Here is a 21,312-nt window from a genome sequence, read left to right as displayed (position 1 = left end):
CGGCACCTGCCTGGACTATAATATTAAAAATATGATCCAGGCATCAACAAGCCACACCCCTTTAAAAAAGGGGCTGTCCAGGGCAGAAGCCTCGCGCTGGGGAATTCCGGACCTTGAAAAGATCAAAAATAATCCCTGCAGGAATTCAGACCGCATCACCCACCTTTCCCACAGGCTCACCAAAGACGGGATAACCCTTAAATTCCAGTTTTCCAGAAAATGCATGCAGGGGCTAACCTATTATCCCGCAGTGACCCTGAAAACCGAAGGTGTGTCAGGCAAAACAAAAAAAATAACCCTGCTCAAGCAAAAGAATACCCCCCAAAAAAACCTTGTCTTTTTTGCCGTTTATAAAAGTTTGACAAGGGAGATTGAAAATCAAAAGGTTGAGATTAAAATGCCCTTTGCCCAATTTAAAAAAGAGTATTTTGGAAAAAATATTATCCCGGTGTTTCATGTCAGAACCCGGGCCCAATGGGATGCCTCTCCCATCACAAATCAGCCGGAGTATCGGTTTCAACTGCCCATTGCCAAAAACAGGGAATGAACACTAACCTTAAGTTGAATCAAGGTTCATCCCCTGTCCGATGGATACTTCACATCCCAATCCCAAAAACTTTCTTTAAAAAATAAAACCATAAAATTTTATGCCCTGCCAAATGCAAAAAACAATGATAAAACCTCTTTCAGAACTCTTTTCTCTGCAAGGGGCTCATAAAAGTATTTTAATAAATTTCTTGAGTATACAAAGGGTGCACAATTTCAATAATTCGTTGACGTTCTACGTTTAAAATATACCTGGGCAAAAAAAGGTTACAAATAAATCTTCCCCTGTTGGCGGTTGAGTTCTTTTTCGGTTGTTTCATCCAGATCAAGCTTAAACTGCCACGAGTCCGTTGTATCGTTGATAGACAATGCCTGCTCGGGACAGATTGCGACACAGGCCAGACAGGCAATACACTTTTCCGGATCAGCAATACCGGTTTCAGCATCCATGGCCCGGGCAGGACATGATTCGGTTCTGTTGCAAAAAAATATTTCCAGGACAAAGAGATCGTTCAGGCGTAAAATTTACGCAGCATAAGAAAACAGATTTTCGACGAATTCTTTCTGCTTTAAAATTTCTCCCTTCCTGATATTTTTAACTTGTCCTTTTCTGATCATGTTCATAATTTCATAGCCTTTTAGCGTCCGCCAGGCAGAATGAAATGTCTTGAACCCCATACCAGCTCTGACAAGCTTTTTGATAAACCGGTGGTCTTGCTTAATAATATTGTTCAGATATTTATTCTGTCTTAGGATACAGTCCTTATTCAGAAGCTTTTTTTCTTTCAAAGCCTTTACTGCCGGAGGATATGCAGGATTTCCGTCAACACTCAGAACCCGAGGTCTGGAGCTATTGGAAGCTCGCAGCATCTTTTTAAAAAATCGTTTGGCAGATTCCATATTACGTCTGCTGCGAAGAAGAAAATCGATGGTATTTCCACGGGAATCGACCGCTCGGTAAAGATACTTCATTTTCCCCCGCACCTTGATATATGTTTCATCAATACGGTAAGAATCATTTGATTGCCGCAGATACTTCCTGCTTCGCTTTTCCATTTCAGGAGCATAGCGCTGAACCCATCGGTAAATGGTACTGTGATCCACAGACAAGCCCCGTTCTTGCATCATCTCTTCCAGATTCCTGTAACTCAGTTGATATCTCAGATACCAGCGAACATTCAACAGGATGATTTCTTTTTCATAATGACGCCACTTGAAAGGGTTTTCATTTTTCATACTATCTCTCTGCAAACAAATTAGTGCCAAAACGGACTTGTATCAGACATTAATAATTTTTTGCAACAGAACCATGATTATATTTCAAAACCCATTGACCGCTTAAAATTATACAAGGTGCTTAACAAGTATATTCCCGGCCAGGAATGCCCGGCCGAGCCTGAAAAAGTATTGCCTCACCTGAATACGGATTCTAAGAGCCTTCTCATTCCGGGGGTTGACCTTAAAGGAAGCATGAGGCGTCTGGGGTGCACCCATGATCGGTTCCTTGTAATTCTTTCGCAGTTTTTCATCGATCTTGAGCCTGTGGTTTGTCGATTAAAGGCATGTGTGGAAAAAAAGGATCTGGTCCAGGCAAGGGCAGAAAATCATTCCCTTAAAGGGGCTGCCGGAAATGTGGGCATCCAAAAGCTTTTAAAGGCGGCTCAATCCCTTGAAAAGGCCCTTGACAATGGTCTTGAAACAGATGTGGCCACCTGGGTTCTTGAGGTTGAAAAGCACTTTTTTAGCACCCAAAAGGCGTTAAAACAGGCAAATGCGAATCCCATTGTGCCTGAAAGGCCGTCTGTCCCAGGCCGGCAAATAGATCCTGACAAGGTCAGGGATTTGCTTAAACATTTGGATCTGGATCTTAAAGAGTACGATCCTGCGGGGTCAAAATCAGGATATGATCAACTCAAACAATACCGGGCGCATTCCCATTTTCCCGGTTATACCGCTGGCACTGGATTGTGCATGTTTGCCATCTGCTTCAGGCAGTTCCAACGCCCTGCTTTATAAAATGATCGCAGCATAATCATTTTTTCTGCATTCTCCCGATACCAAAAGATGCATGGACCTTTAAGACGTAAATTCACGACTCTCCGAATCGAACTTTCAATAGCACCGCTGCCAATAGGTAAGTTCAACGCTTTTACAGTTGAGAAATTAAGCCTCAGTTCATTGCGCACAAAATAATCCCGTTCCGTCTTGATAGCCTTACTGTTTCTGCCTCTACAAAGCTTCTGGACGGCCTGTACCACCTCAATCGCCTTTCCCTTCAGCAGAAGACCTCGCTGCTTCGATACCCAGCGTTTGCGTTCCTTGGATGACCAGGTCTTCCTTAAGCCTGCTACTGTACCCAGATGCTCAACTGCATGGTAGAAATCGAGAAGTTCATACACACGCTCAGGAGCCAAACCCAATGCTTTTAGCAGTCCGGGGATTCGATTCCAAATCCAATGTGCCCCATCTGCAACAAACAGTATTTTGTCTGAGTTCTGAATATGAAGGGAGTTCAAATAACCCTTTAACAAGTGGAATACACCATCCGGTCCATTGAAACAGCCATCAATAAATGGTGAAAAGCTTTTTTCTTGTTTTCCATGGGCGTCCACTACATAAATGATCAAAAGCTTGGGTTCTCGCCATGCCCCACGAAATCGGGTTCTATCCTTTTGGGTTTTTGGTCCCCTTTTCTTCTCTCTGAGCCGAGTGCGGCCACCATCAGTGCTGATAACGACTCGCCGCCCTTCAAGTAAATCTCTATCATTTAATGGGATTCGGCCCGCTTGTTGTTCGGCTCGAGCCCGCTCTGCGTACCGATAGGTCAGTTTACGGATGACCTTTATACCCAACGTCATCCCACGGTCACAAAGCACTTGACGGACTTCTTCAAAAGAACTTAATAAGGCTGACCAAGAACTCACCATAGAAGCCAAAGCAGGCGAGCAGCGATCATGGATTCCAAGAAGGATTAAGCCAGCGTATGCACCTTTATATCTTTTTCCTTTTCGGCGGTCACAGGACCTTCGATAGTATCGAACATGAATATCAACCGAACTATCTGTACAAAGCTGAATCCAAACGGTCTCAAGCCCTTCGCTTTTCATCCGTCCCGGCCAATTGGACATCAATTCTTTTTCTTGGTCGACCTGTTCAGAGGAATCTACTGAGGCCTGGATCTTTTTTTTAAAAAAAAGGCGCTTATCCGATTTGTATACTCAAGGATTTCCTGCTCCATCTGTTCTAATTCGTTAGCGTTACGAACCAAGCGATTTGGATCTTCTTCCAGTTCTTTGAGGCATGCAAGGACTTCATCAACAGTATTACGATCTTCAGCTTTCTTCATTAGCACAATCCATTTATGTTCATTTCAGCGTAACAGAGGATATCATTCTTTTTGCTCTAAAAGACAGGCCTTTTTAAAACCGGGAAAATGGGAATGCGCCCACAATACCTTGACCCGTTTGTTCTGGATGCAGATGCATCTGCTGCGTTTACTGATCTGGGTCAGCAGATCGGGATGTATCGGTTTGATGACGCGCGGAAAGTTGTTGATACATTTATAAAGAAACTTTAAATCCGTTTTTGATTAATTTCCCAGCGGCCTTGCCATCCAAAGGTTTTGAAAAATAAAATCCCTGAATTTTTTCACATTCAAGCCCTTGTAAAATATCCAGCTGACTCTTTCGTTCAACCCCTTCGGCAACCACGCCAAGTCCGAGATTTTTGCACAAAGCAAGTATGGTTTTAACAATCTCTGCGCTGCCGCCGTCGTGGTCAACGTCATTGACAAAGGAACGATCAATTTTGATCCCGTCAATTTGGAAATCTTTGATGTATGAAAGGGAAGAATACCCCGTACCGAAATCATCCAGCACCACATTGATCCCGGATTTTTTTAAAAAGGAGAGCTTGGCCACCATTGTTTTTGCCTTTTGAATCAAAAGACTTTCCGTGATTTCAAGTTTGATGGATTCCGGGGGCAGGCTGTTTTCCTTGATTTCTTTCATGATGATATTGGTTAATTCCCCGTCCATAAACTGTTTGGCAGAGATATTGATGTTCATGGTCAAGCGGTCAGCACCGTCAGTTAAATCATGCCATTGCTTTAATTGACGGCAGGCCTGTTTTATGATGAATTTTCCCATGGGAAGAATCAGGTCGGTTTCTTTGGCAAGGGGGATAAACAGGTTGGGGCCGATCATTCCTTTTTCCGGGTGCTGCCATCGGATAAGGGCCTCAAACCCGGTCAGTTCATTGGTTTTTGCAGAGACAATGGGCGTAGCGCAGTTCATTTTGCATGGTGATGGATTCAAGGGTCAGTTTGCGCATCTTTTTTTTAAACGCTCTGAATCGTGGTTTGCCGGTTTCCTTGGCCCGGTACATGGCAATGTCTGCATCCCGCAGGATATCCTCAGCATTTGTGTACGTGGTTGTATCAAAGACAACACCGATGCAGGAGCTGATCCGGATTTCGTTTCTTTCGATAAAAAAGCGGGACTGACTGATTTTGGAGATCCGCCGGACAATTTTAAAGATTTCTTTGGGGGCCTGAAATTCTTCAAGCAGAACGGCAAACTCATCTCCGCCCATGCGCGCAATCGTATCCGTAGACCTTATGCACTGTCCGACCTGGTCTGAAAACTGATTTAAAAATTCATCTCCTGCCAGGTGCCCGATGCTTTCGTTTACAAATTTGAAATTGTCCAGGTCAATGACCAGAACGGCAAACTTGTACTCTTTTCTTCTTTTGGAGCGTTCAAGGGCACGGTTCAGTCTTTCCATGAACAGGGCCCTGTTGGGAAGACCTGTCAAAGAGTCATGGAAGGCCTGGTGAAGCATTTGGGCCTCATATTTTTTTCTTGAGGAAATATCCTCGTACAATACGAACATGCCCTCTATTTTGTTTTTGACCATCGCAGGATAGCCAAGAAAAGAGACCGGTATCAGGGCCCCTTTTTGGGTTTTTCTAAAGGTCTCTTTCTGAATTGTTTTTCCGGCAAGGATATTTTGATGAAAGGTTTGATCTTCTGCAATCAGTTCTTCGGGTACAATGAGGTGTTTATTGTATTTCCCTTTAAGCCTGATAGCCGAATATGGTTTCAAACTTATTGTTTACCTCAACAATTTTTCCGTCGGTCTCAACGATCATGATTGCATGGGGAGAGTTTTCAAACAGCTGATGAAAATATGCCCGCTGCTCAATCAGTGCTTTTTGAACACAAATTCTTTCGCTGATCTCCTGGTGGAGTTTGTGATGGGATTTTGAAATTTCAATGGTCCTCTCCCTTACGATTTCTTCAAGGTTGTCCCTGTGAAGTTTGAGTTCAAGGTGGATCCTGATTTTATGCTTGAGAATCCAGGAATGTTCAGAATTCTGTGTCACGGTTTCGGTTCCCGGATCTGTCTCGGCACCAGCGGAAGTAAAAGCCAGGTCCGAGAATGGGCCTTCAATCTGCCACGTCGGAGGAGTTGGCTTTTGCTGGAGCGGAGTTCCTGGAACCATCTTTTCCATCTGTAAATAAATCCCTATCAAATTCCCAGCTCTTTATCCAGCCGGCCTTCAAAGAAAATTGCCAACTGGGAAATTGTCAGTGACCAGTTTTGAACCGGCATTGTCCATTTCTTACTGGCGTTCTGGATCCCCATGTAAAGCAGCTTTAACAGGCTGTCCTGGTTAGGAAACGATCCCTTTGTTTTGGTCAGTTTTCGAAACTGTCGATGCACAGCCTCAATGGTATTTGTGGTGTATATTATCCGTCGGATCTCTTCTGGATATTTAAAGAAATGACTGAGGCGTTCCCAGTTGTTCCGCCAGGATTTTATCACAATCGGGTATTTGTCATTCCATTTATTTTCCAAGATATCCAGTTCTTCTTCGGCCAGATCCTTATTGACCGCTTTATAAACACGTTTTAGATCTGCCATAAATTCCTTTTTATTTTTGGAACCAACGTATTTCAATGAATTTCGGATCTGGTGGACTACGCAGAGTTGAACTTCTGTGTCCGGGAATATGGTCTCAATGGCCTCGGGAAAACCTTTTAGACCATCAACACAGGCAATCAGGATATCTTTTACCCCTCGGTTTGAAAGGTCTGTTAACACCTGCAGCCAGAAGTTCGCACCCTCATTCTCGGATATGTACAGCCCAAGAACCTCTTTGCGGCCCTCGATATTCACCCCAAGAATTGTGTAAACGGCTTTGCTGCCGACCTTTCCGTTTTCTCGTACTTTATAATGTATGGCATCAAGCCATACGATTGGGTACACATTTTCCAACGGCCTGGCCTGCCATTCTTTGACGGTATGGATGATTTTATCGGTAATGGTGCTCAGAGTGGCATTTGAAATCTCAAGTCCATAGATTTCCTGTAAATGGGAAGCCATATCATTATAACTCATGCCCAGGCCGTAAAGGGCTATTATCTTTCTTTCAATTTCATCGCTGAGCGTTGTCTGATGTTTTTTGACGATCTGTGGAGAGAAGGTTCCGGCCCTGTCACGCGGGGTTTCCAGCTCAAATTTACCATCCAGGGATTTAATGGTCTTTTTGCTTTTTCCATTACGGCGGTTGGCAGAAACTTCCTGCCCGAGATGGGACTCCAACTCTCCTTCAAGAGCAGCTTCAGCAAGATTTTTGATTAATGATGTAAGGACGCCGCCCTTACCTGTGAAGGGTTTACCTTCCTGGATGCCTTTAAGGGCTTTTTGAAAATCAAATTCGGTGTTTTCTTCGGTCATGTCAGTTCTCCTTATTTAGCTGAGTATATCAGCTTTGATTCAACTGACACAGAATTTTGAACGCCCTCACTGCCTGAAGCAGATGGCAAACATGCACAATCCAGTGCCAGCGGTATAACCGGGAAAATGGGAATGCGCCCCTTCCTGCTTCGCTTTTCCATTTCAGGAGCATAGCGCTGAACCCATCGGTAAATGGTACTGTGATCCACAGACAAGCCCCGTTCTTGCATCATCTCTTCCAGATTCCTGTAACTCAGTTGATATCTCAGATACCAGCGAACATTCAACAGGATGATTTCTTTTTCATAATGACGCCACTTGAAAGGGTTTTCATTTTTCATACTATCTCTCTGCAAACAAATTAGTGCCAAAACGGACTTGTATCAGACATTAATAATTTTTTGCAACAGAACCCATTTCAAAGTTCAGTCCTTTGAAATTGATCCGGATGCCATGGAAAAATCCCATAAAGATGCATTTTTCCGCTGGCATTTTCCCTACAAAGACCGGCCGAATATCTTAGGGACACTCAAGGGGACCGGCAATGGTAAAAGCCTGATGATAAATTTCCATCTCGACGTTGTGGATGCCTCGGCTGATGACTGGGGTGTTGATCCTGGAAGGGAACCATAAAAGGAGATTCTATATACGGAAGAGGGGCTTGTGATATGAAAGGCGGAGCTGCCTCCGCTCTTTTTGCCGTAAAAACGATTTTGGATCTGGGAATCCGGTTAAAAGGGGATCTCCTGATCACCGGCGTCATTGAAGAAGAGGGTCCGGGTAACGGCACCCTGGCGCTCTAGGCCGAGGGTATTAAGGCAGATGCATGCATTATTCCCGAACCCACAAGCCTTACAATGGCTGTCGGCGTTACCGGGGGGATCTATGGATTTATCAATTTAACAGGAAAAAGCGCTCATTCCACAACCCCTTGGAACGGGGTGAATGCCGTTGAAAAAGCCTTGTATATCCAAACGGGGCTGGACGCCTGGAAGACAAAAAGAAAAACCATTCCCCTGGACCCTTTGTTTGTTGATGAGCCCGAAACATATACAGCCGCGCATATGGTCAGCATTGACCGGACCGACGGGGGGCTTGTGGGAAAAATCCCGTCGTCGGCCTGCGTCATGGTAAGATCCACGGTAATGCCCGGAGAGGATCCTGAAAAAATGATACAGGACTTTGAAAAGACAATATTGACTGAGACCAATAAAGACTCCTGGCTGGCCGAACATCCGCCTGAATTCACCTGGATAAAAATGGAGGGAAGAAACCGTCCGGCAGCACTTTCCCAAGACCATCCCTTCAGCCGTTGCCTGGAAAAATCCTATGAAAAAATTATCGGGACAAAACCCAAACATACCGGACTGGTCAGCCCGGCCGATATGCAGCAGTTGATGAATATCCAGTCCACAACACCGACATTGATGTTCGGACCGGGCAGTATTTACCAGGCCCATACAGATGATGAATCCGTGCCCATCAAAGAATTGGTGCAAACCTCAGCCGTTATTGGGGATTTTATTGTAAATTGGTGTGAAATATCCTGACCCCCGGGGCTGGATAATAATGATACCGCCCTAAACATTTGTTCCAAACTCCTTGTCTATAGCGGTTTTCATAAATACGTTCCGTTTGAACTATACGGAAAGGTATAATTTTATAGGAGCTTTTGAACCCACTCGGAAAATTAATTTGAGAACCGCTATATACCTTGTTTCCAGAGACTTTTGTTTGAATTCAGCTGGTTTTATCTCAAGTTTTTGTGCAAGATTGGGGGGGGAATTCAGGTGAAGCTGTCTTTTGTCTTATTTTTTGGGTATGCGGGTTAGGTTCTATTTGCCAGATCCCCAATTCATGTCTATCTTATGCCTATCTGTCACCCATACAGGAGGATAAATCATGACAAGCCGAATATCCGCACCAGATGCCAGAAAGAGGATGAAAAACAATCTCTCCCTTTTGGTCTGTATCTATGATGATGACAAATTTTACAGCCAGGCCCATCTTAAAGGGGCCATTCCCATGAGTGAATTTTTAAGGATGAAGCCAGATCTTCCCAAAAGCACAGGTATTATTTTCTACTGAGGCTGACCCCAAGACAGGTCCGCGGCAGGTCTTGCCGCTCAGTATGAAGAACAGGGGTATACCAATGCCCAGGTGCTTGACAAGGGGATTTCAGGATGGAAAGAGGCAGGGTTTACCATTTTATAGGTCAAATTTAAGCTTGATTACTTTTCTTTTTGGGCCCGAAATTTTTGACCCGGAACATAGGATCTCAAGTCAAGGTAAATACTGCCCACCACCACCTGGACCTTGATCCTCACGGGAATATGGCGTTCATCATCCGTAATCCAGACCCGGACTGTGGGATCCTTGCTCTCTTCAAACACCCCGGAAAAATGGTTAACATAGGGCTCGATGACCAGGGTGTCATAGGTGCCGGACTTGAGTTTCAGTTTCTCTTTTCCCAGAATATCCCCTTTCTGAAGAAAGGTTTTTTTACCGTCTGTAATGGGAAAAGAAAGGGTCTGACCTTCGACCAGATCAAAGGTCCGCATCTTGAAATAACTGGACATGGGGTCAAAGCAGCCCCGGGGAATCTTGATGGGCTCCCTTTTTTCTTCAAAATTGGAATAGGCGGCTGTGGAGGTCTTTGGGAAAAAAGTGACCTGGATCTCTTTTTTCTTCTTGCCCCGGCCTGAATACCCATATCCCACAGACCCTGAAAAATCTCGTGCTACAAATCCCTGGATATGGTCCCTGACCTTGAAAAAGGTATCCAAAAACCGGTTGGTCGTGGCAGAAAGTTCAAAATGCCAGGCAGGGCCTCCCTTTTTTTCCTCAAAGGGCAAAACCTTGACCACGGCCTCCCCTGCCTTGTACATCTGCCATTTTACATCATAATGGATTTCTTCTCCCGGAGAAAACGGCAGACCCTCTGCCATGGCGTTTCCCGGGAACACAAGGCTGCCGGCCAGCATGAGAGCTGCTGCCGGCCGGCAGAAAAAACCCAGGTATTTATTCCATGGACTCAGCAATAGATACCGTCCGGTCGCCCATCATGTTCACATAGGAGGCCATTTCATTGTCATACCATCCGTAGATCACGGACTGGGTGACCTGGATAGAGCCCACATGGTCCTTGATGCTTTCCAGGGCAGCCTTGTCAATGCCCCTGACATGCTCCAGGTTGATGGAAATGGCTCCGGTCCTTGTATGGGTTTCATGCCCCTCGATCACTGCTGCCGCCCTTGGGGTGCCGATAATATCAGAAGAGACGTTCTGCTTATCTGTAAAGACCAGATACCCGTTGTCGTTCTGGGCGGCCGTCTCTTTATAGATCTCATTGATCATGTCCCTGCGGATGGGCTTTTTGTTGAGTTCTTCCTGGAAATTCAAAACCAGGATGATCAAAGAGCCCGTGGACGTCGGGATCCTCACGGACTCGGCAATAAAGCCGATGGTGCCCATTTCCGGGATCACCAGCTGAAGGGCCTTGGCCGCCCCTGTGGTGGTCAGGATAATATTATTCAATATGGACCTGTTTTTCCTCAAATCCTTGGCCCCTGTTTTGGGCAGGCGGTCCAGGACCTGCTGGGATCCTGTGGCGGCATGGATGGTGGCCATAGAGGCCGACAATACCCGTTCCACTCCAAAGGCATCCAGCAAGGGTTTAACCATGTGGGAAAGACAGGTGGTGGTACACGAGGCATTGGAGATCAGGACATGGCGCATGGGGTCATAATCCTTGTCATTGATGCCCATGACCGTGGTCACAACATCATCGGGCATGACCGCGCCTTGTTTGAACTTAAAGGGTGCCGAGGCAACAACCTTGCGGGCACCGGCCTCAAGATGGCCCCGGATGGATCCTTTGGGATCGTCTGCCGGCAGGTTGGGATCCAGAAACTGGCCCGTGGTATCCACCACAATATCCACATTATGGCTGGCCCATTCAATATCCTTGGGGTTCCTGTGCCGGTTCAAAATTTTCACCCCCACCCCGTTCACCTTCAGGGTCGAGGCAGCAGCATCCACATCTGTGATCACAGGCGCAGCCTGGGAACCGTGGAGAAAGGCTTCGAGTCTGCCGTAGGTGGAATCCCGCTCAATATAATGGACAATATCATCCATTGAAGATCCCACATCCCTTCCCACATTAATGACGATCTGATCAAAAAATTGTCTGCCTGCATGGTGCCACAAAGATAGTTTCCCGATCCGTCCCAATCCGTTTATACCCAGAATCTTTGCTGCATTGGTATTCATTTTCCCTTTTCCTTCATATGGCTTTAATATATTAATATTGTCTGACCCCAACCTTGCATCCCCCGGAGGGCTGACCCTTCATGACATTTGCAAAATTGGGGTGAACTTTCTTACAAGGCGCTAGAGCCGTTAAACACCGGCAGCGCCCATATGTCAAGGCGTCATCTGGAGGATTAAATCGTATTGACCGTCATCTGTCCTTGATAAACCGCGCCTTTGTGCCCGTTGATACTGATAAAATCACCGGTGTTCATGGTCACCCCGGAAAGTTCGCAGGTCCTTTCCTCTTCATTGCAGATCAGATTTTCACACCCGACCACACAGGTTTTCCCCAGGTTATAGGCCACCACAGCCGCATGGGAGGTCAGCCCCCCTTTGGCCGTTAAAATCCCGTCTGCCGCATCAATTTCCAGAATATCATCGGGCACGGTATCATTTCTGACCAGAATCAGCCGGGCTTCCGGGTCCTGGCGCCTGAATCCGTCGATCTCCTCCAGGGTAAAAACGATTCTTCCGCTCATGGCCCCGCCGGACACGCCAATGCCCTGGCCTAAAAATGCAGATTCAAGGGTGTCGTTGTCCGCCTCAAACCGCTCAATTTTTTTGGTATCCCTCAAGGAAAGGTCCCTGGCCTGGAGAATGGATAAATCCTCGGCCTCAGACCCCTCAAAGGTAAACTCAATCTCCTGGGGATTCCATCCCCCCTCGTAAATCAATTGCTGTACAATGGATTTGAGCTGGTTAAAAATCTTGGGAAACCGTATCTCTAAACTGATTTTTGTATCCCTGTTTTCAATCTCCCGCTGGAGTTCGGAAATGGGCAGGGTTTTCACCAGACCCGATACCACATCTTCCCCCTGGTTGCCAATGGTAAAATCCCCCCAGAGACGGATGGTGTCCCCGGGCAGTTTGGGGCTGTGGGTAAAAACCACCCCGGAGCCCGATTCCCTGGACCGGTTTCCAAAAACCATGGACTGGACCGTGACTGCCGTGCCCCAGTCATCTGAAATTCCCATGATCTTCCGATAATCCTTGGCCCGTTTTGAATTCCAGGAGGCAAACACCTTGTGAATGGCCAGAAAAAGCTGTTCCATGGGGGACTGGACCAGCTCGACCCCGTCATCCACCAGCAGCTGTTTATAGGCCAGGGCCACCGCTTTCATCTGCTCTCCTGTAAAATACCGCTTGAATGTGATGCCGGCCCTTTCTTTGGATTTTTTAATAACCTGGTCAAACCGGTCCCTTTGAATGCCGAAAACCATGCCGTAGGCCTGGAGAAACCGTCGATAGGAATCCCAGGCAAACCAGGGATTTCCTGACTTTTGGGCCAGGCTTGAGGCAATCTGTTCATTGATGCCCACGTTTAAAAAGGAATCCAGCATGCCGGGCTGGGAAATGGAAGACCCGGACCTCACAGAGAGAAGCAAGGGATTTTCAGGATCCCCGAATTTTGCGCCGGTGGCCGCTTCCAGCTGGGCCAGCATATGGGAGACCAGCTGTTTGAAATTCACAGATGCAGGAATGTAAGAATCAATAAGGTCCAGGCATTTGAACACCTCTGTGGTGATGATAAACCCGTTGGGGATATCAATGCCCAGATGTTTGAGCTTGATCAGGTTCAACCCCTTGTTGCCCAGGTAAATAATATTGTGGCTGAACAGTTCCCGTGCATCAATGGTGGAGACCGCCGCCTTGGGGTCATAGTTGAGCAGGGCGGAAAGTTCATCCTGGGACAGCCGCTCGGACTGGCGGAACAAGGTGCTGAGAATCCGGTTTAAAAAAACATCCAGCTGCTGAAGCCCCATGGAGGTGGCAATCCTGTCCCTGAAAAAAATATCCGCCACCCGCTGGTCCAGCTTTTTGGCCATTTTAATATTAAATTCCGTGTCCAGACCATACCCCTTGGGCAGATATTTTTCCAAAATCTTATCCCTGCCGATCCGGGTGTCAATATGGGCAAGGTTTCTAGAGTGAAGGTTGTTGAAATGGTCATTGACCGCATCTGCCACCGCCCGGGTAAAGCCCTTGAAAATATCCAGATACTGGGTAAAGGAACAGGTGGTGATATTGATGGAGTATTTTAAAAACTCCATCTGGGTATCCAGTTTGTTGGAAACAATGCCGTCCAGGGCCAGGGCCTGGCGAAAGAGTTTCAAAATCCCGAAAATCCTGACAAAGGTGGGCTTGGTGATCAGCCTTAAATCAATGCCGGAAATCAAGTCTTCAAACAATACATTGACCACGCTTTCAATCCTCAGGGTCAGTCCCAGAGCATCAAACTTGGCCTCGGAGTAAGACCCGTACATGGAGGGGATATCAACGGCAAAATGACGCTTGTGATAAATGGCCTCGTTCACGGGAAATTGTTTGTCCGACAGGATAATATCCCGCAATTCACTCATATAGGCCAGCAGGCTTTCGATCCTGGTTTCCAGATGGGGCTCAGAAAGAGAGACAATCACATCTTTTGGGTCGGGCAGTCCTTCTGCCCTGTGGGCCGTAAGATACGCCTTGATTTCCAGGTGGTCTGTCCCGTATTTTTCATTGAGAAGACGGAAAAACTTGAGCATGAGTTTTGCCCGGGTCCGGTCCAGGTCCTGAACCCCGTCGACCTCGTCCACCAGGGTGTCCAGCGTCTCCTGGTTTGCCAGAAGAAACTCCTGGGGCCGGGCAAGCTTATTGTACTTGAGGGCCTGAAAAATCTTGTGGGGACCGTCTATGAACCGACCCGAACTTTCGATCTCTTCATAGATGGACGGGGGCACGTAGGGCGCCAGGGGGGGTTTGTCCAGGGTTTGCCAGAACATCATCACCTCCTGGATGAATTCAACAATTCTGGAAGAGCTTTCCACATGGCATTGCTTTCTTAAAAAATGAATCAGCCGGTCCCGCCTGAAACAGATTTCATCCAATTGGGTGGAAATATCCCGAAGTTCCCCTTCGGCACCGATTTCATTGAAAAAAGCCGGCAGCAGTCTTGACAGCTGCTTGACCAGATTATACACCGGCCCAATGTCGGCGTTGAGAAACTTGGTGATATCCCTGGGAAACAGATCCGTATCCCTGATAAAGACCCCGCCCACGGCCAGGGAGGTAATCAAGGCGGAGAGCAGGCGTTTTGACTTTTTCGGATGCTTGCCCACCAGGTTTAAAAAGACCCGGATATTTTTCACATGGGCCATATTGCCCTTGATCTGCCAGTCATCCCCTGTGCCCTGGATCATGGGAAACTGAAATCCGTGGTCCACGGACCGGTCAATAAAATGGTTGATGAGTTCGATTTCATCCGTATTGTAAACCGCATCCCCGATTTTATGAATACACTCGAGAACCGTGCCCGGATATCTTCCCTTGTGCTCTTTGAGCAGGGCAAAGGTCTGGTCCACGATGGGGATGTCCTTTTTATAGTCCCGCTCACCGATGAGCCGGATCAGGGTCCTGTGGATGTCGCCCAGAGCCTCCCTGTGAATCATGGAAAGCCCGGGGGCATGGATGATATAAAATAAAAAGGTCAGCTTAAAATATTTTCCATAGGTCCTGCCCTTGGACAGGGCAAGGATCTGCCTGGGCATTTCCCGGAATCGCTTGACAAAGGTCCTGTTCCCCACAAGACCCACAAGGGCGGTGGTGGTGTCAACCTGGTCCATGTCCCAGGATTTAATCTCCTGGAGCCGCTCCTGCCAATGTTTTACCCGGTCATGGGAAATCCCGGCAAGCAAGTCCACCATTTCCCGGCTCAGCCGCCACTCGTCATTGTTCTCTTTCATCCATACGGCCGGGTCATCCTGGGTCAGCCAAAAGGCAAAAGAGGCCTCAAAAAACCGGATTAATACCCGGTTCTGGGCCTCTACCAGGGCCCTGGCCGGATTAGGAATTTCAACAACCATCCTGGCCAGTCGGTCCGGCTGGTAATAGGAAGATACAAAATAAAAAAAATCAGGCCCATCATAGCAACGGATGGCGTCAAGCTCTTTGACCACCATGGGGATAAAATCAGCGCCCCCCTCTTTGCCCTCCTTGGCAATATGATGCATGACCAGCATGATATTGTCTGCGGCATTGGCCTTGATCTCAGGATCGGAAACGGATTCAAAGGCTGAGATCAAAATATCGCAGAACATCTCCAGCGCTTTGGCGCCGTGCTCCTGGGATTTGTAAAGATGAAAATAATGAAGGGAAAAATGCCTTGATTCCCCCACAATAAACCCCCAGTTCCGATAGGGGTGGCTCAACTCCTTTAAAAAGGTTTCCAGCCGGTTTACAATGCCCACATATCCTTGAAAAAAATCCAAAAGCAGTTGATACTGAGCATCAATGGTCACCTCTGCCCAGGTGTCTGAAAGATTCACTTCAAGGGCTTTTGACTTCACGTTTTCCTCTCTTTGGCCGTAGTTTAACTGGGATTCATTTTTGGGGGCCAGTTTATCATGTTGCCTCTGTTTTGTAACTATTGATTATATCAAATTTGCGCCCATGTTTTCTTGTCTTTTTCAAATTTTTTATGCTATGTTTTTGCTTTGAGTTCTGACACGGACCCAGAAGGGCTCTCCTTCAATGGGAGAGCCTTTCCATAACTTAACTATATATAGACTCTAAACGGTTCTGTTGCAAAAAATACTTCCAGGACAAAGAGATCGTTCAGGCGTAAAATTTACGCAGCATAAGAAAACAGATTTTCGACGAATTCTTTCTGCTTTAAAATTTCTCCCTTCCTGATATTTTTAACTTGTCCTTTTCTGATCATGTTCATAATTTCATAGCCTTTTAGCGTCCGCCAGGCAGAATGAAATGTCTTGAACCCCATACCAGCTCTGACAAGCTTTTTGATAAACCGGTGGTCTTGCTTAATAATATTGGTTCATCCGATTAATGCGTACCTTTTATTGTGAAGGTCCAAAAGTTTCAACCTGAAAAACTCCGAATCCCTGTATCCATAAGCTTTCCGTTTCATGGTTTTTATCTTGTTATTTGTCCCTTCTAAAGGACCTGTAGATATCCTGTAATCATAGTATGAAAGAATTCTTTGCCTGTGCACAGCCAAGGTCTTGGCAAATTTCATCAACATTGGAATTTTGGAAATATTGGCCAGATTGATCCAATTGCTGACTATCTTTTCAGCTGTTTCTTTTTTCTTTTGATTCCATATTTGCCTGAGTTCCTCTTTCATGTAGTAGACTGCCAATAGCGGCTGATTTATTTTCAATGCTTCTTCTAACCGTTGGGCCTCCTTCTTGTCATCACTGAGGTTTTCGGGATTTTTTAACAAAAGCCACCGGACTCCCTTCAGAAGTTTTTGTTGCCCGGTATTGGCAAGAAGGTTGTAGAGCTTTCGCCTGAAATCCGACAGTTTCTCATTGAACAATTTAACAACATGAAATCTGTCAAAGACAATTGCTGAACCAGAAAGATTTTCAATAACAGCACTCAAGTATGCCGGGGACATATCGATGCTGACGGCTTTGATTTTTGCTTTCGATATTTTCACTTTTGTCCAAAAAGATTTCAAAGCTTCACCACCTTTTCCTTCTCCCACGTGCAGAATTCTACCGGATTCCAGATCCATCACGATGGTCAAGTATTTATGCCCTTTCCCTATGGAGATTTCATCTATGGCAATCTGCCGGACTTTCTCAAGGGGGATATTTCGATAACGCCTCAGCAGGCCTTCTTTCTGGATCTGCTTTATCGTATCCCAGCTGATCCTTAAATGGATGGCAATATCTTTGATTGTCATGAACTGAGACAACTCCAAGACATACCGTTCAAAAGCCCGGGTATAGCTTTTCCCCTCCTGGGCAAAGGATAGTTTGATTTGCCGGACAAATTGACAGAACGGACACCAAATTCTCTGGATAGCCGTCCTGAGAATCACGGGTTTTGAACCTACCGGTATTGTTCTGAGATCTCTTGTCACAATCCCTTTCCTGGTGACGGACCTGGAATTACATTCCGGGCATTTTACCGCCTTCGGTTTTGGTATGAGTTCAAAAATGAGTATTCCACCGATGAAACGCGTTGTTTTATAAAAGTAGTCACGAAGGCCAAAGACATGGTATATGAAGCTTGTGGACATTAATTCATTCTCCGATTTTGTGCGAATAACACAAAAAAATTGGAACATGATCATGTTCACACCATCATTTCAAGCATAAAAATCCTTACTGTGTTATTGCCTTCCCAGTGATGTTTCTCAGTCCAGGTACGCGATTTTCTGATGAACCTTTATTCTGTCTTAGGATACAGTCCTTATTCAGAAGCTTTTTTTCTTTCAAAGCCTTTACTGCCGGAGGATATGCAGGATTTCCGTCAACACTCAGAACCCGAGGTCTGGAGCTATTGGAAGCTCGCAGCATCTTTTTAAAAAATCGTTTGGCAGATTCCATATTACGTCTGCTGCGAAGAAGAAAATCGATGGTATTTCCACGGGAATCGACCGCTCGGTAAAGATACTTCATTTTCCCCCGCACCTTGATATATGTTTCATCAATACGGTAAGAATCATTTGATTGCCGCAGATACTTCCTGCTTCGCTTTTCCATTTCAGGAGCATAGCGCTGAACCCATCGGTAAATGGTACTGTGATCCACAGACAAGCCCCGTTCTTGCATCATCTCTTCCAGATTCCTGTAACTCAGTTGATATCTCAGATACCAGCGAACATTCAACAGGATGATTTCTTTTTCATAATGACGCCACTTGAAAGGGTTTTCATTTTTCATACTATCTCTCTGCAAACAAATTAGTGCCAAAACGGACTTGTATCAGACATTAATAATTTTTTGCAACAGAACCCTTTTGAAAGTGACTTTATCAGAGGGCACCTGAAATTGTCAAAGTTCAGGGACCGTAGTTGTTTTTTAGGGACTGAGATGTGCGTCATTTGAGCTCCTTGAGTTAAATTTTCAAGGCGCACAAAAATTTTTACGCACATTTGTCAACACAAAACAGACTGTTTTTTCAATGATTTTAGATGCTTTTTATATGCAACAACCTAACCGGACACTACTGTTTATTTTTATGATATATTAATAATTTTTATATTATGCAGGGTTTGTCGATGGCAAGCGCCCGGGTGGAAAACTGATTTGTGGTCACCTTAATAAAAGAAATAAATGCCTCACTCAAAAGGAGAGCGGGGCGTTTGATTGTAGACACATTATGGGGTTTATATTTACTTCAATATTGTACTCAAAATTCACTTTTCCCCTGCTGTCAGGGGATATCAAGGATACACCAGATATCTTGTATAAAATTATCCCATATAAGATTGCTGCTTAGGATATTTTTGAGTCCAAAGAATCAAAGCTATCCGGAATTACCCTTTCCTGGTATTTGGTTTAAAGAAGGTCTGTGCCCTAACCCGGCGGGGGCACGGGTGGGTACTTCACCTAAAGCATTGCCGGTCGTCCTGATGATTTGCGGTCCTGCAATCATTCAGGGCTCACGCCGGTTCAGCATCCCACCCGTACCCCCGCCTGATTTTCCTGGTAAACTTTAAAAGCTGTAAATTCTCCAAAGAAATTTTAGGACCTTAGATAAAACAAGGGGTTTTGAGAAATGGCAATCAGCAGATTTTAAATTTTGATAAACGATGTTCGTAAACCGGGGTCTCCAGGCTGTGGCGGGAAGGGCTTGCCAGCGGCGTGAGTACAAACCGGATGTCAGGACGACAAATTCGGTTGTACGCCCGCTCTGTAGCGGATCAGGACGATCCGCGCAAGTTTAGCTGGAAGTTTTCACCGTTACGGCCGGGTTCAGGGAGTTTTTTTCAAATTCTTTTTAAAAACACTGGCAGGAATCAGCTATATCTCGAAAATTCTTTATTTACCCAAAATCAGCTTTATCCGGTCAGGTTATGTCTTTTTTATTTATAGAAGTATAAAAGGAAACCAATTTTTAAAGAAAAAATAACGAGAAAAAACATCCCAAAAAGCTGATATATAGTCCAAATAAGATAGACTGATATCTTTGCTTATTTTGAGGCGATTTTTCCTGCTCGATGATCTCCTTAAAATTCTTTAGATTCCTAAGATCAACATACCATAAATGAATTTTGTAGCCTCGTTTTTGGTTAATAACCAAGATCCAAATCCAGAGTACATTTGTTAGAATTCCAAGCGTTGCTGGTAAATTTTCCATGTTATCAAGTATTATCAGCTCCAAAATGGGAAAAGTGTTCCATGTGACTATTCTGAATCTAAACTTTCCATGATATCCGATATTATAAGGGTATTTGTGGAAAACCCTTTTGGCCAACTTAATTGGAGATTAATCACTCCCTGTCAAAAATTGCAATAGTCAATTTTATGCCCTGTTAAATTTCCTTTTTAGAATTAATCAGAATCAAACATACTTGCATCGGTTCTGTTGCAAAAAATTAGGTTCATCCGATTAATGCGTACCTTTTATTGTGAAGGTCCAAAAGTTTCAACCTGAAAAACTCCGAATCCCTGTATCCATAAGCTTTCCGTTTCATGGTTTTTATCTTGTTATTTGTCCCTTCTAAAGGACCTGTAGATATCCTGTAATCATAGTATGAAAGGATTCTTTGCCTGTGCACAGCCAAGGTCTTGGCAAATTTCATCAACATTGAAATTTTGGCCAGATTGATCCAATTGCTGACTATCTTTTCAGCTGTTTCTTTTTTCTTTTGATTCCATATTTGCCTGAGTTCCTCTTTCATGTAGTAGACTACCAATAGCGGCTGATTTATTTTCAATGCTTCTTCTAACCGTTGGGCCTCCTTCTTGTCATCACTGAGGTTTTCGGGATTTTTTAACAAAAGCCACCGGACTCCCTTCAGAAGTTTTTGTTGCCCGGTATTGGCAAGAAGGTTGTAGAGCTTTCGCCTGAAATCCGACAGTTTCTCATTGAACAATTTAACAACATGAAATCTGTCAAAGACAATTGCTGAACCAGAAAGATTTTCAATAACAGCACTCAAGTATGCCGGGGACATATCGATGCTGACGGCTTTGATTTTTGCTTTCGATATTTTCACTTTTGTCCAAAAAGATTTCAAAGCTTCACCACCTTTTCCTTCTCCCACGTGCAGAATTCTACCGGATTCCAGATCCATCACGATGGTCAAGTATTTATGCCCTTTCCCTATGGAAATTTCATCTATGGCAATCTGCCGGACTTTCTCAAGGGGGATTTTTCGATAACGCCTCAGCAGGTCTTCTTTCTGGATCTGCTTTATCGTATCCCAGCTGATCCTTAAATGGATGGCAATATCTTTGATTGTCATGAACTGAGACAACTCCAAGACATACCGTTCAAAAGCCCGGGTATAGCTTTTCCCCTCCTGGGCAAAGGATAGTTTGATTTGCCGGACAAATTGACAGAACGAACACCAAATTCTCTGGATAGCCGTCCTGAGAATCACGGGTTTTGAACCTACCGGTATTTTTCTGAGATCTCTTGTCACAATCCCTTTCCTGGTGACGGACCTGGAATTACATTCCGGGCATTTTACCGCCTCCGGTTTTGGTATGAGTTCAAAAGTGATTATTCCACCGATGAAACGTGTTGTTTTATAAAAGTAGTCACGAAGGCCAAAGGCATGGTATATGAAGCTTGTGGACATTAATTCATTCTCCGATTTTGTGCGAATAACACAAAAAAATTAGAACATGATCATGTTCACACCATCATTTCAAGCATAAAAATCCTTACTGTGTTATTGCCTTCCCAGTGATGTTTCTCAGTCCAGGTACGCGATTTTCTGATGAACCAAAAATTATTAAT

22 protein-coding genes and 1 pseudogene are annotated in these 21,312 nt (G+C 45.1%); 6 read left to right on the top strand and 17 right to left on the bottom strand.

Annotation, left to right across the window (positions count from 1 at the left end; genetic code table 11):
* Positions 1 to 31 precede the first annotated feature (31 nt).
* Positions 32 to 547, top strand: coding sequence for a hypothetical protein (locus HUN05_03500; GenBank protein WDP84335.1), 516 nt, complete (start codon positions 32 to 34; stop codon positions 545 to 547).
* Positions 548 to 813: 266 nt separating this feature from the next.
* On the opposite strand, the gene HUN05_03495 is transcribed toward HUN05_03500, so the two are convergent.
* A complete protein-coding gene (locus tag HUN05_03495; protein ID WDP84334.1) occupies positions 814 to 996 on the bottom strand; it encodes a 4Fe-4S binding protein in 183 nt (60 codons plus the stop codon).
* Between the two features lie 75 nt (positions 997 to 1,071).
* A complete protein-coding gene (locus HUN05_03490) occupies positions 1,072 to 1,782 on the bottom strand; it encodes an IS6 family transposase (GenBank protein ID WDP84333.1) in 711 nt (236 codons plus the stop codon).
* Positions 1,783 to 1,842: 60 nt separating this feature from the next.
* Between HUN05_03490 and HUN05_03485 the strand changes: the two genes are divergently transcribed.
* The gene (locus HUN05_03485; protein ID WDP84332.1) at positions 1,843 to 2,562 is read left to right on the top strand and encodes an Hpt domain-containing protein; all 720 of its coding nucleotides are present in this window, start codon (positions 1,843 to 1,845) and stop codon (positions 2,560 to 2,562) included.
* On the opposite strand, the gene HUN05_03480 is transcribed toward HUN05_03485, so the two are convergent.
* From HUN05_03480 to HUN05_03450, 7 genes and pseudogenes are all read right to left on the bottom strand, one after another.
* On the bottom strand, positions 2,493 to 3,653 hold the full coding sequence (locus HUN05_03480; GenBank protein ID WDP84331.1) for a hypothetical protein: 1,161 nt from the start codon (positions 3,651 to 3,653) through the stop codon (positions 2,493 to 2,495). The two genes, HUN05_03485 and HUN05_03480, sit on opposite strands and share 70 nt — an antisense overlap.
* 56 nt (positions 3,654 to 3,709) lie before the next feature.
* Entirely contained in the window at positions 3,710 to 3,892 is a 183-nt protein-coding gene (locus HUN05_03475; protein WDP84330.1) for a hypothetical protein, read from the bottom strand.
* 214 nt (positions 3,893 to 4,106) lie between these two features.
* Positions 4,107 to 4,841, bottom strand: coding sequence for an EAL domain-containing protein (locus tag HUN05_03470; GenBank protein WDP84329.1), 735 nt, complete (start codon positions 4,839 to 4,841; stop codon positions 4,107 to 4,109).
* On the bottom strand, positions 4,801 to 5,652 hold the full coding sequence (locus HUN05_03465; GenBank protein ID WDP84328.1) for a GGDEF domain-containing protein: 852 nt from the start codon (positions 5,650 to 5,652) through the stop codon (positions 4,801 to 4,803). Before HUN05_03465 ends, HUN05_03470 begins: the two co-directional genes overlap by 41 nt.
* On the bottom strand, positions 5,624 to 5,932 hold the full coding sequence (locus HUN05_03460; GenBank protein WDP84327.1) for a PAS domain S-box protein: 309 nt from the start codon (positions 5,930 to 5,932) through the stop codon (positions 5,624 to 5,626). Before HUN05_03460 ends, HUN05_03465 begins: the two co-directional genes overlap by 29 nt.
* Positions 5,933 to 6,078: 146 nt before the next feature.
* A complete protein-coding gene (locus HUN05_03455; protein ID WDP84326.1) occupies positions 6,079 to 7,290 on the bottom strand; it encodes an IS256 family transposase in 1,212 nt (403 codons plus the stop codon).
* 140 nt (positions 7,291 to 7,430) lie between these two features.
* Positions 7,431 to 7,631 (bottom strand): annotated as a pseudogene (locus HUN05_03450) (IS6 family transposase).
* 37 nt (positions 7,632 to 7,668) lie between these two features.
* Between HUN05_03450 and HUN05_03445 the strand changes: the two are divergent.
* From HUN05_03445 to HUN05_03430, 4 genes are all read left to right on the top strand, one after another.
* Complete coding sequence (locus tag HUN05_03445; GenBank protein WDP84325.1) at positions 7,669 to 7,923, top strand: hypothetical protein; 255 nt, start codon at positions 7,669 to 7,671, stop codon at positions 7,921 to 7,923.
* On the top strand, positions 7,920 to 8,093 hold the full coding sequence (locus HUN05_03440) for a M20/M25/M40 family metallo-hydrolase (GenBank protein WDP87905.1): 174 nt from the start codon (positions 7,920 to 7,922) through the stop codon (positions 8,091 to 8,093). The genes HUN05_03445 and HUN05_03440 overlap by 4 nt, the downstream gene beginning before the upstream one ends.
* A 54-nt stretch (positions 8,094 to 8,147) precedes the next feature.
* Complete coding sequence (locus HUN05_03435) at positions 8,148 to 8,840, top strand: M20/M25/M40 family metallo-hydrolase (protein WDP87904.1); 693 nt, start codon at positions 8,148 to 8,150, stop codon at positions 8,838 to 8,840.
* A 352-nt stretch (positions 8,841 to 9,192) separates the two neighbouring features.
* On the top strand, positions 9,193 to 9,378 hold the full coding sequence (locus HUN05_03430; GenBank protein WDP84324.1) for a hypothetical protein: 186 nt from the start codon (positions 9,193 to 9,195) through the stop codon (positions 9,376 to 9,378).
* Positions 9,379 to 9,521: 143 nt separating this feature from the next.
* Here the strand turns inward: HUN05_03430 and HUN05_03425 are convergent, their stop codons facing one another.
* The 8 genes from HUN05_03425 to HUN05_03390 all read right to left on the bottom strand — a co-directional run bounded on the left by HUN05_03425 (position 9,522) and on the right by HUN05_03390 (position 21,151).
* Positions 9,522 to 10,331 carry a DUF3108 domain-containing protein gene (locus HUN05_03425; GenBank protein WDP84323.1) on the bottom strand — a complete coding sequence of 270 codons (810 nt, stop codon included), beginning with the start codon at positions 10,329 to 10,331 and terminating at the stop codon, positions 9,522 to 9,524.
* Positions 10,312 to 11,562 (bottom strand): glyceraldehyde-3-phosphate dehydrogenase, encoded by a 1,251-nt coding sequence (locus tag HUN05_03420; GenBank protein WDP84322.1) that lies wholly within the window; start codon positions 11,560 to 11,562, stop codon positions 10,312 to 10,314. Before HUN05_03420 ends, HUN05_03425 begins: the two co-directional genes overlap by 20 nt.
* Positions 11,563 to 11,735: 173 nt before the next feature.
* Positions 11,736 to 15,932: a pyruvate, phosphate dikinase gene (locus HUN05_03415; GenBank protein ID WDP84321.1), complete on the bottom strand. Its 4,197-nt coding sequence runs from the start codon at positions 15,930 to 15,932 to the stop codon at positions 11,736 to 11,738.
* Positions 15,933 to 16,213: 281 nt separating this feature from the next.
* Positions 16,214 to 16,414: a DDE-type integrase/transposase/recombinase gene (locus HUN05_03410; GenBank protein WDP87903.1), complete on the bottom strand. Its 201-nt coding sequence runs from the start codon at positions 16,412 to 16,414 to the stop codon at positions 16,214 to 16,216.
* A 6-nt stretch (positions 16,415 to 16,420) separates the two neighbouring features.
* Positions 16,421 to 17,635 carry an ISL3 family transposase gene (locus tag HUN05_03405; protein WDP84320.1) on the bottom strand — a complete coding sequence of 405 codons (1,215 nt, stop codon included), beginning with the start codon at positions 17,633 to 17,635 and terminating at the stop codon, positions 16,421 to 16,423.
* Positions 17,636 to 17,720: 85 nt separating this feature from the next.
* The gene (locus tag HUN05_03400; protein WDP84319.1) at positions 17,721 to 18,281 is read right to left on the bottom strand and encodes an IS6 family transposase; all 561 of its coding nucleotides are present in this window, start codon (positions 18,279 to 18,281) and stop codon (positions 17,721 to 17,723) included.
* A 20-nt stretch (positions 18,282 to 18,301) separates the two neighbouring features.
* The gene (locus HUN05_03395; GenBank protein WDP84318.1) at positions 18,302 to 18,493 is read right to left on the bottom strand and encodes a hypothetical protein; all 192 of its coding nucleotides are present in this window, start codon (positions 18,491 to 18,493) and stop codon (positions 18,302 to 18,304) included.
* Between the two features lie 1,452 nt (positions 18,494 to 19,945).
* The gene (locus HUN05_03390) at positions 19,946 to 21,151 is read right to left on the bottom strand and encodes an ISL3 family transposase (GenBank protein WDP84317.1); all 1,206 of its coding nucleotides are present in this window, start codon (positions 21,149 to 21,151) and stop codon (positions 19,946 to 19,948) included.
* Positions 21,152 to 21,312 lie beyond the last annotated feature (161 nt).

This window comes from Desulfobacter sp. (genome assembly GCA_028768545.1).
Taxonomy (GTDB): Bacteria; Desulfobacterota; Desulfobacteria; order Desulfobacterales; family Desulfobacteraceae; genus Desulfobacter.
Note: the sequence above shows the minus strand (reverse complement) of the source record. Positions and strands in the feature narration are given on the sequence as shown.

What these genes read in the sequence shown, in the direction of transcription:
- HUN05_03500 (WDP84335.1), top strand. Translation starts at nt 32, where the DNA reads ATGATCCAGGCATCAACAAGCCACACCCCTTTAAAAAAGGGGCTGTCC.
- HUN05_03495 (WDP84334.1), bottom strand. Translation starts at nt 996, where the DNA reads ATGGATGCTGAAACCGGTATTGCTGATCCGGAAAAGTGTATTGCCTGT.
- HUN05_03490 (WDP84333.1), bottom strand. Translation starts at nt 1,782, where the DNA reads ATGAAAAATGAAAACCCTTTCAAGTGGCGTCATTATGAAAAAGAAATC.
- HUN05_03480 (WDP84331.1), bottom strand. Translation starts at nt 3,653, where the DNA reads ATGAAAAGCGAAGGGCTTGAGACCGTTTGGATTCAGCTTTGTACAGAT.
- HUN05_03475 (WDP84330.1), bottom strand. Translation starts at nt 3,892, where the DNA reads ATGAAGAAAGCTGAAGATCGTAATACTGTTGATGAAGTCCTTGCATGC.
- HUN05_03470 (WDP84329.1), bottom strand. Translation starts at nt 4,841, where the DNA reads ATGAACTGCGCTACGCCCATTGTCTCTGCAAAAACCAATGAACTGACC.
- HUN05_03455 (WDP84326.1), bottom strand. Translation starts at nt 7,290, where the DNA reads ATGACCGAAGAAAACACCGAATTTGATTTTCAAAAAGCCCTTAAAGGC.
- HUN05_03435 (WDP87904.1), top strand. Translation starts at nt 8,148, where the DNA reads ATGGCTGTCGGCGTTACCGGGGGGATCTATGGATTTATCAATTTAACA.
- HUN05_03430 (WDP84324.1), top strand. Translation starts at nt 9,193, where the DNA reads ATGACAAGCCGAATATCCGCACCAGATGCCAGAAAGAGGATGAAAAAC.
- HUN05_03420 (WDP84322.1), bottom strand. Translation starts at nt 11,562, where the DNA reads ATGAATACCAATGCAGCAAAGATTCTGGGTATAAACGGATTGGGACGG.
- HUN05_03405 (WDP84320.1), bottom strand. Translation starts at nt 17,635, where the DNA reads ATGTCCACAAGCTTCATATACCATGTCTTTGGCCTTCGTGACTACTTT.
- HUN05_03400 (WDP84319.1), bottom strand. Translation starts at nt 18,281, where the DNA reads ATGAAAAATGAAAACCCTTTCAAGTGGCGTCATTATGAAAAAGAAATC.
- HUN05_03395 (WDP84318.1), bottom strand. Translation starts at nt 18,493, where the DNA reads ATGTGCGTAAAAATTTTTGTGCGCCTTGAAAATTTAACTCAAGGAGCT.
- HUN05_03390 (WDP84317.1), bottom strand. Translation starts at nt 21,151, where the DNA reads ATGTCCACAAGCTTCATATACCATGCCTTTGGCCTTCGTGACTACTTT.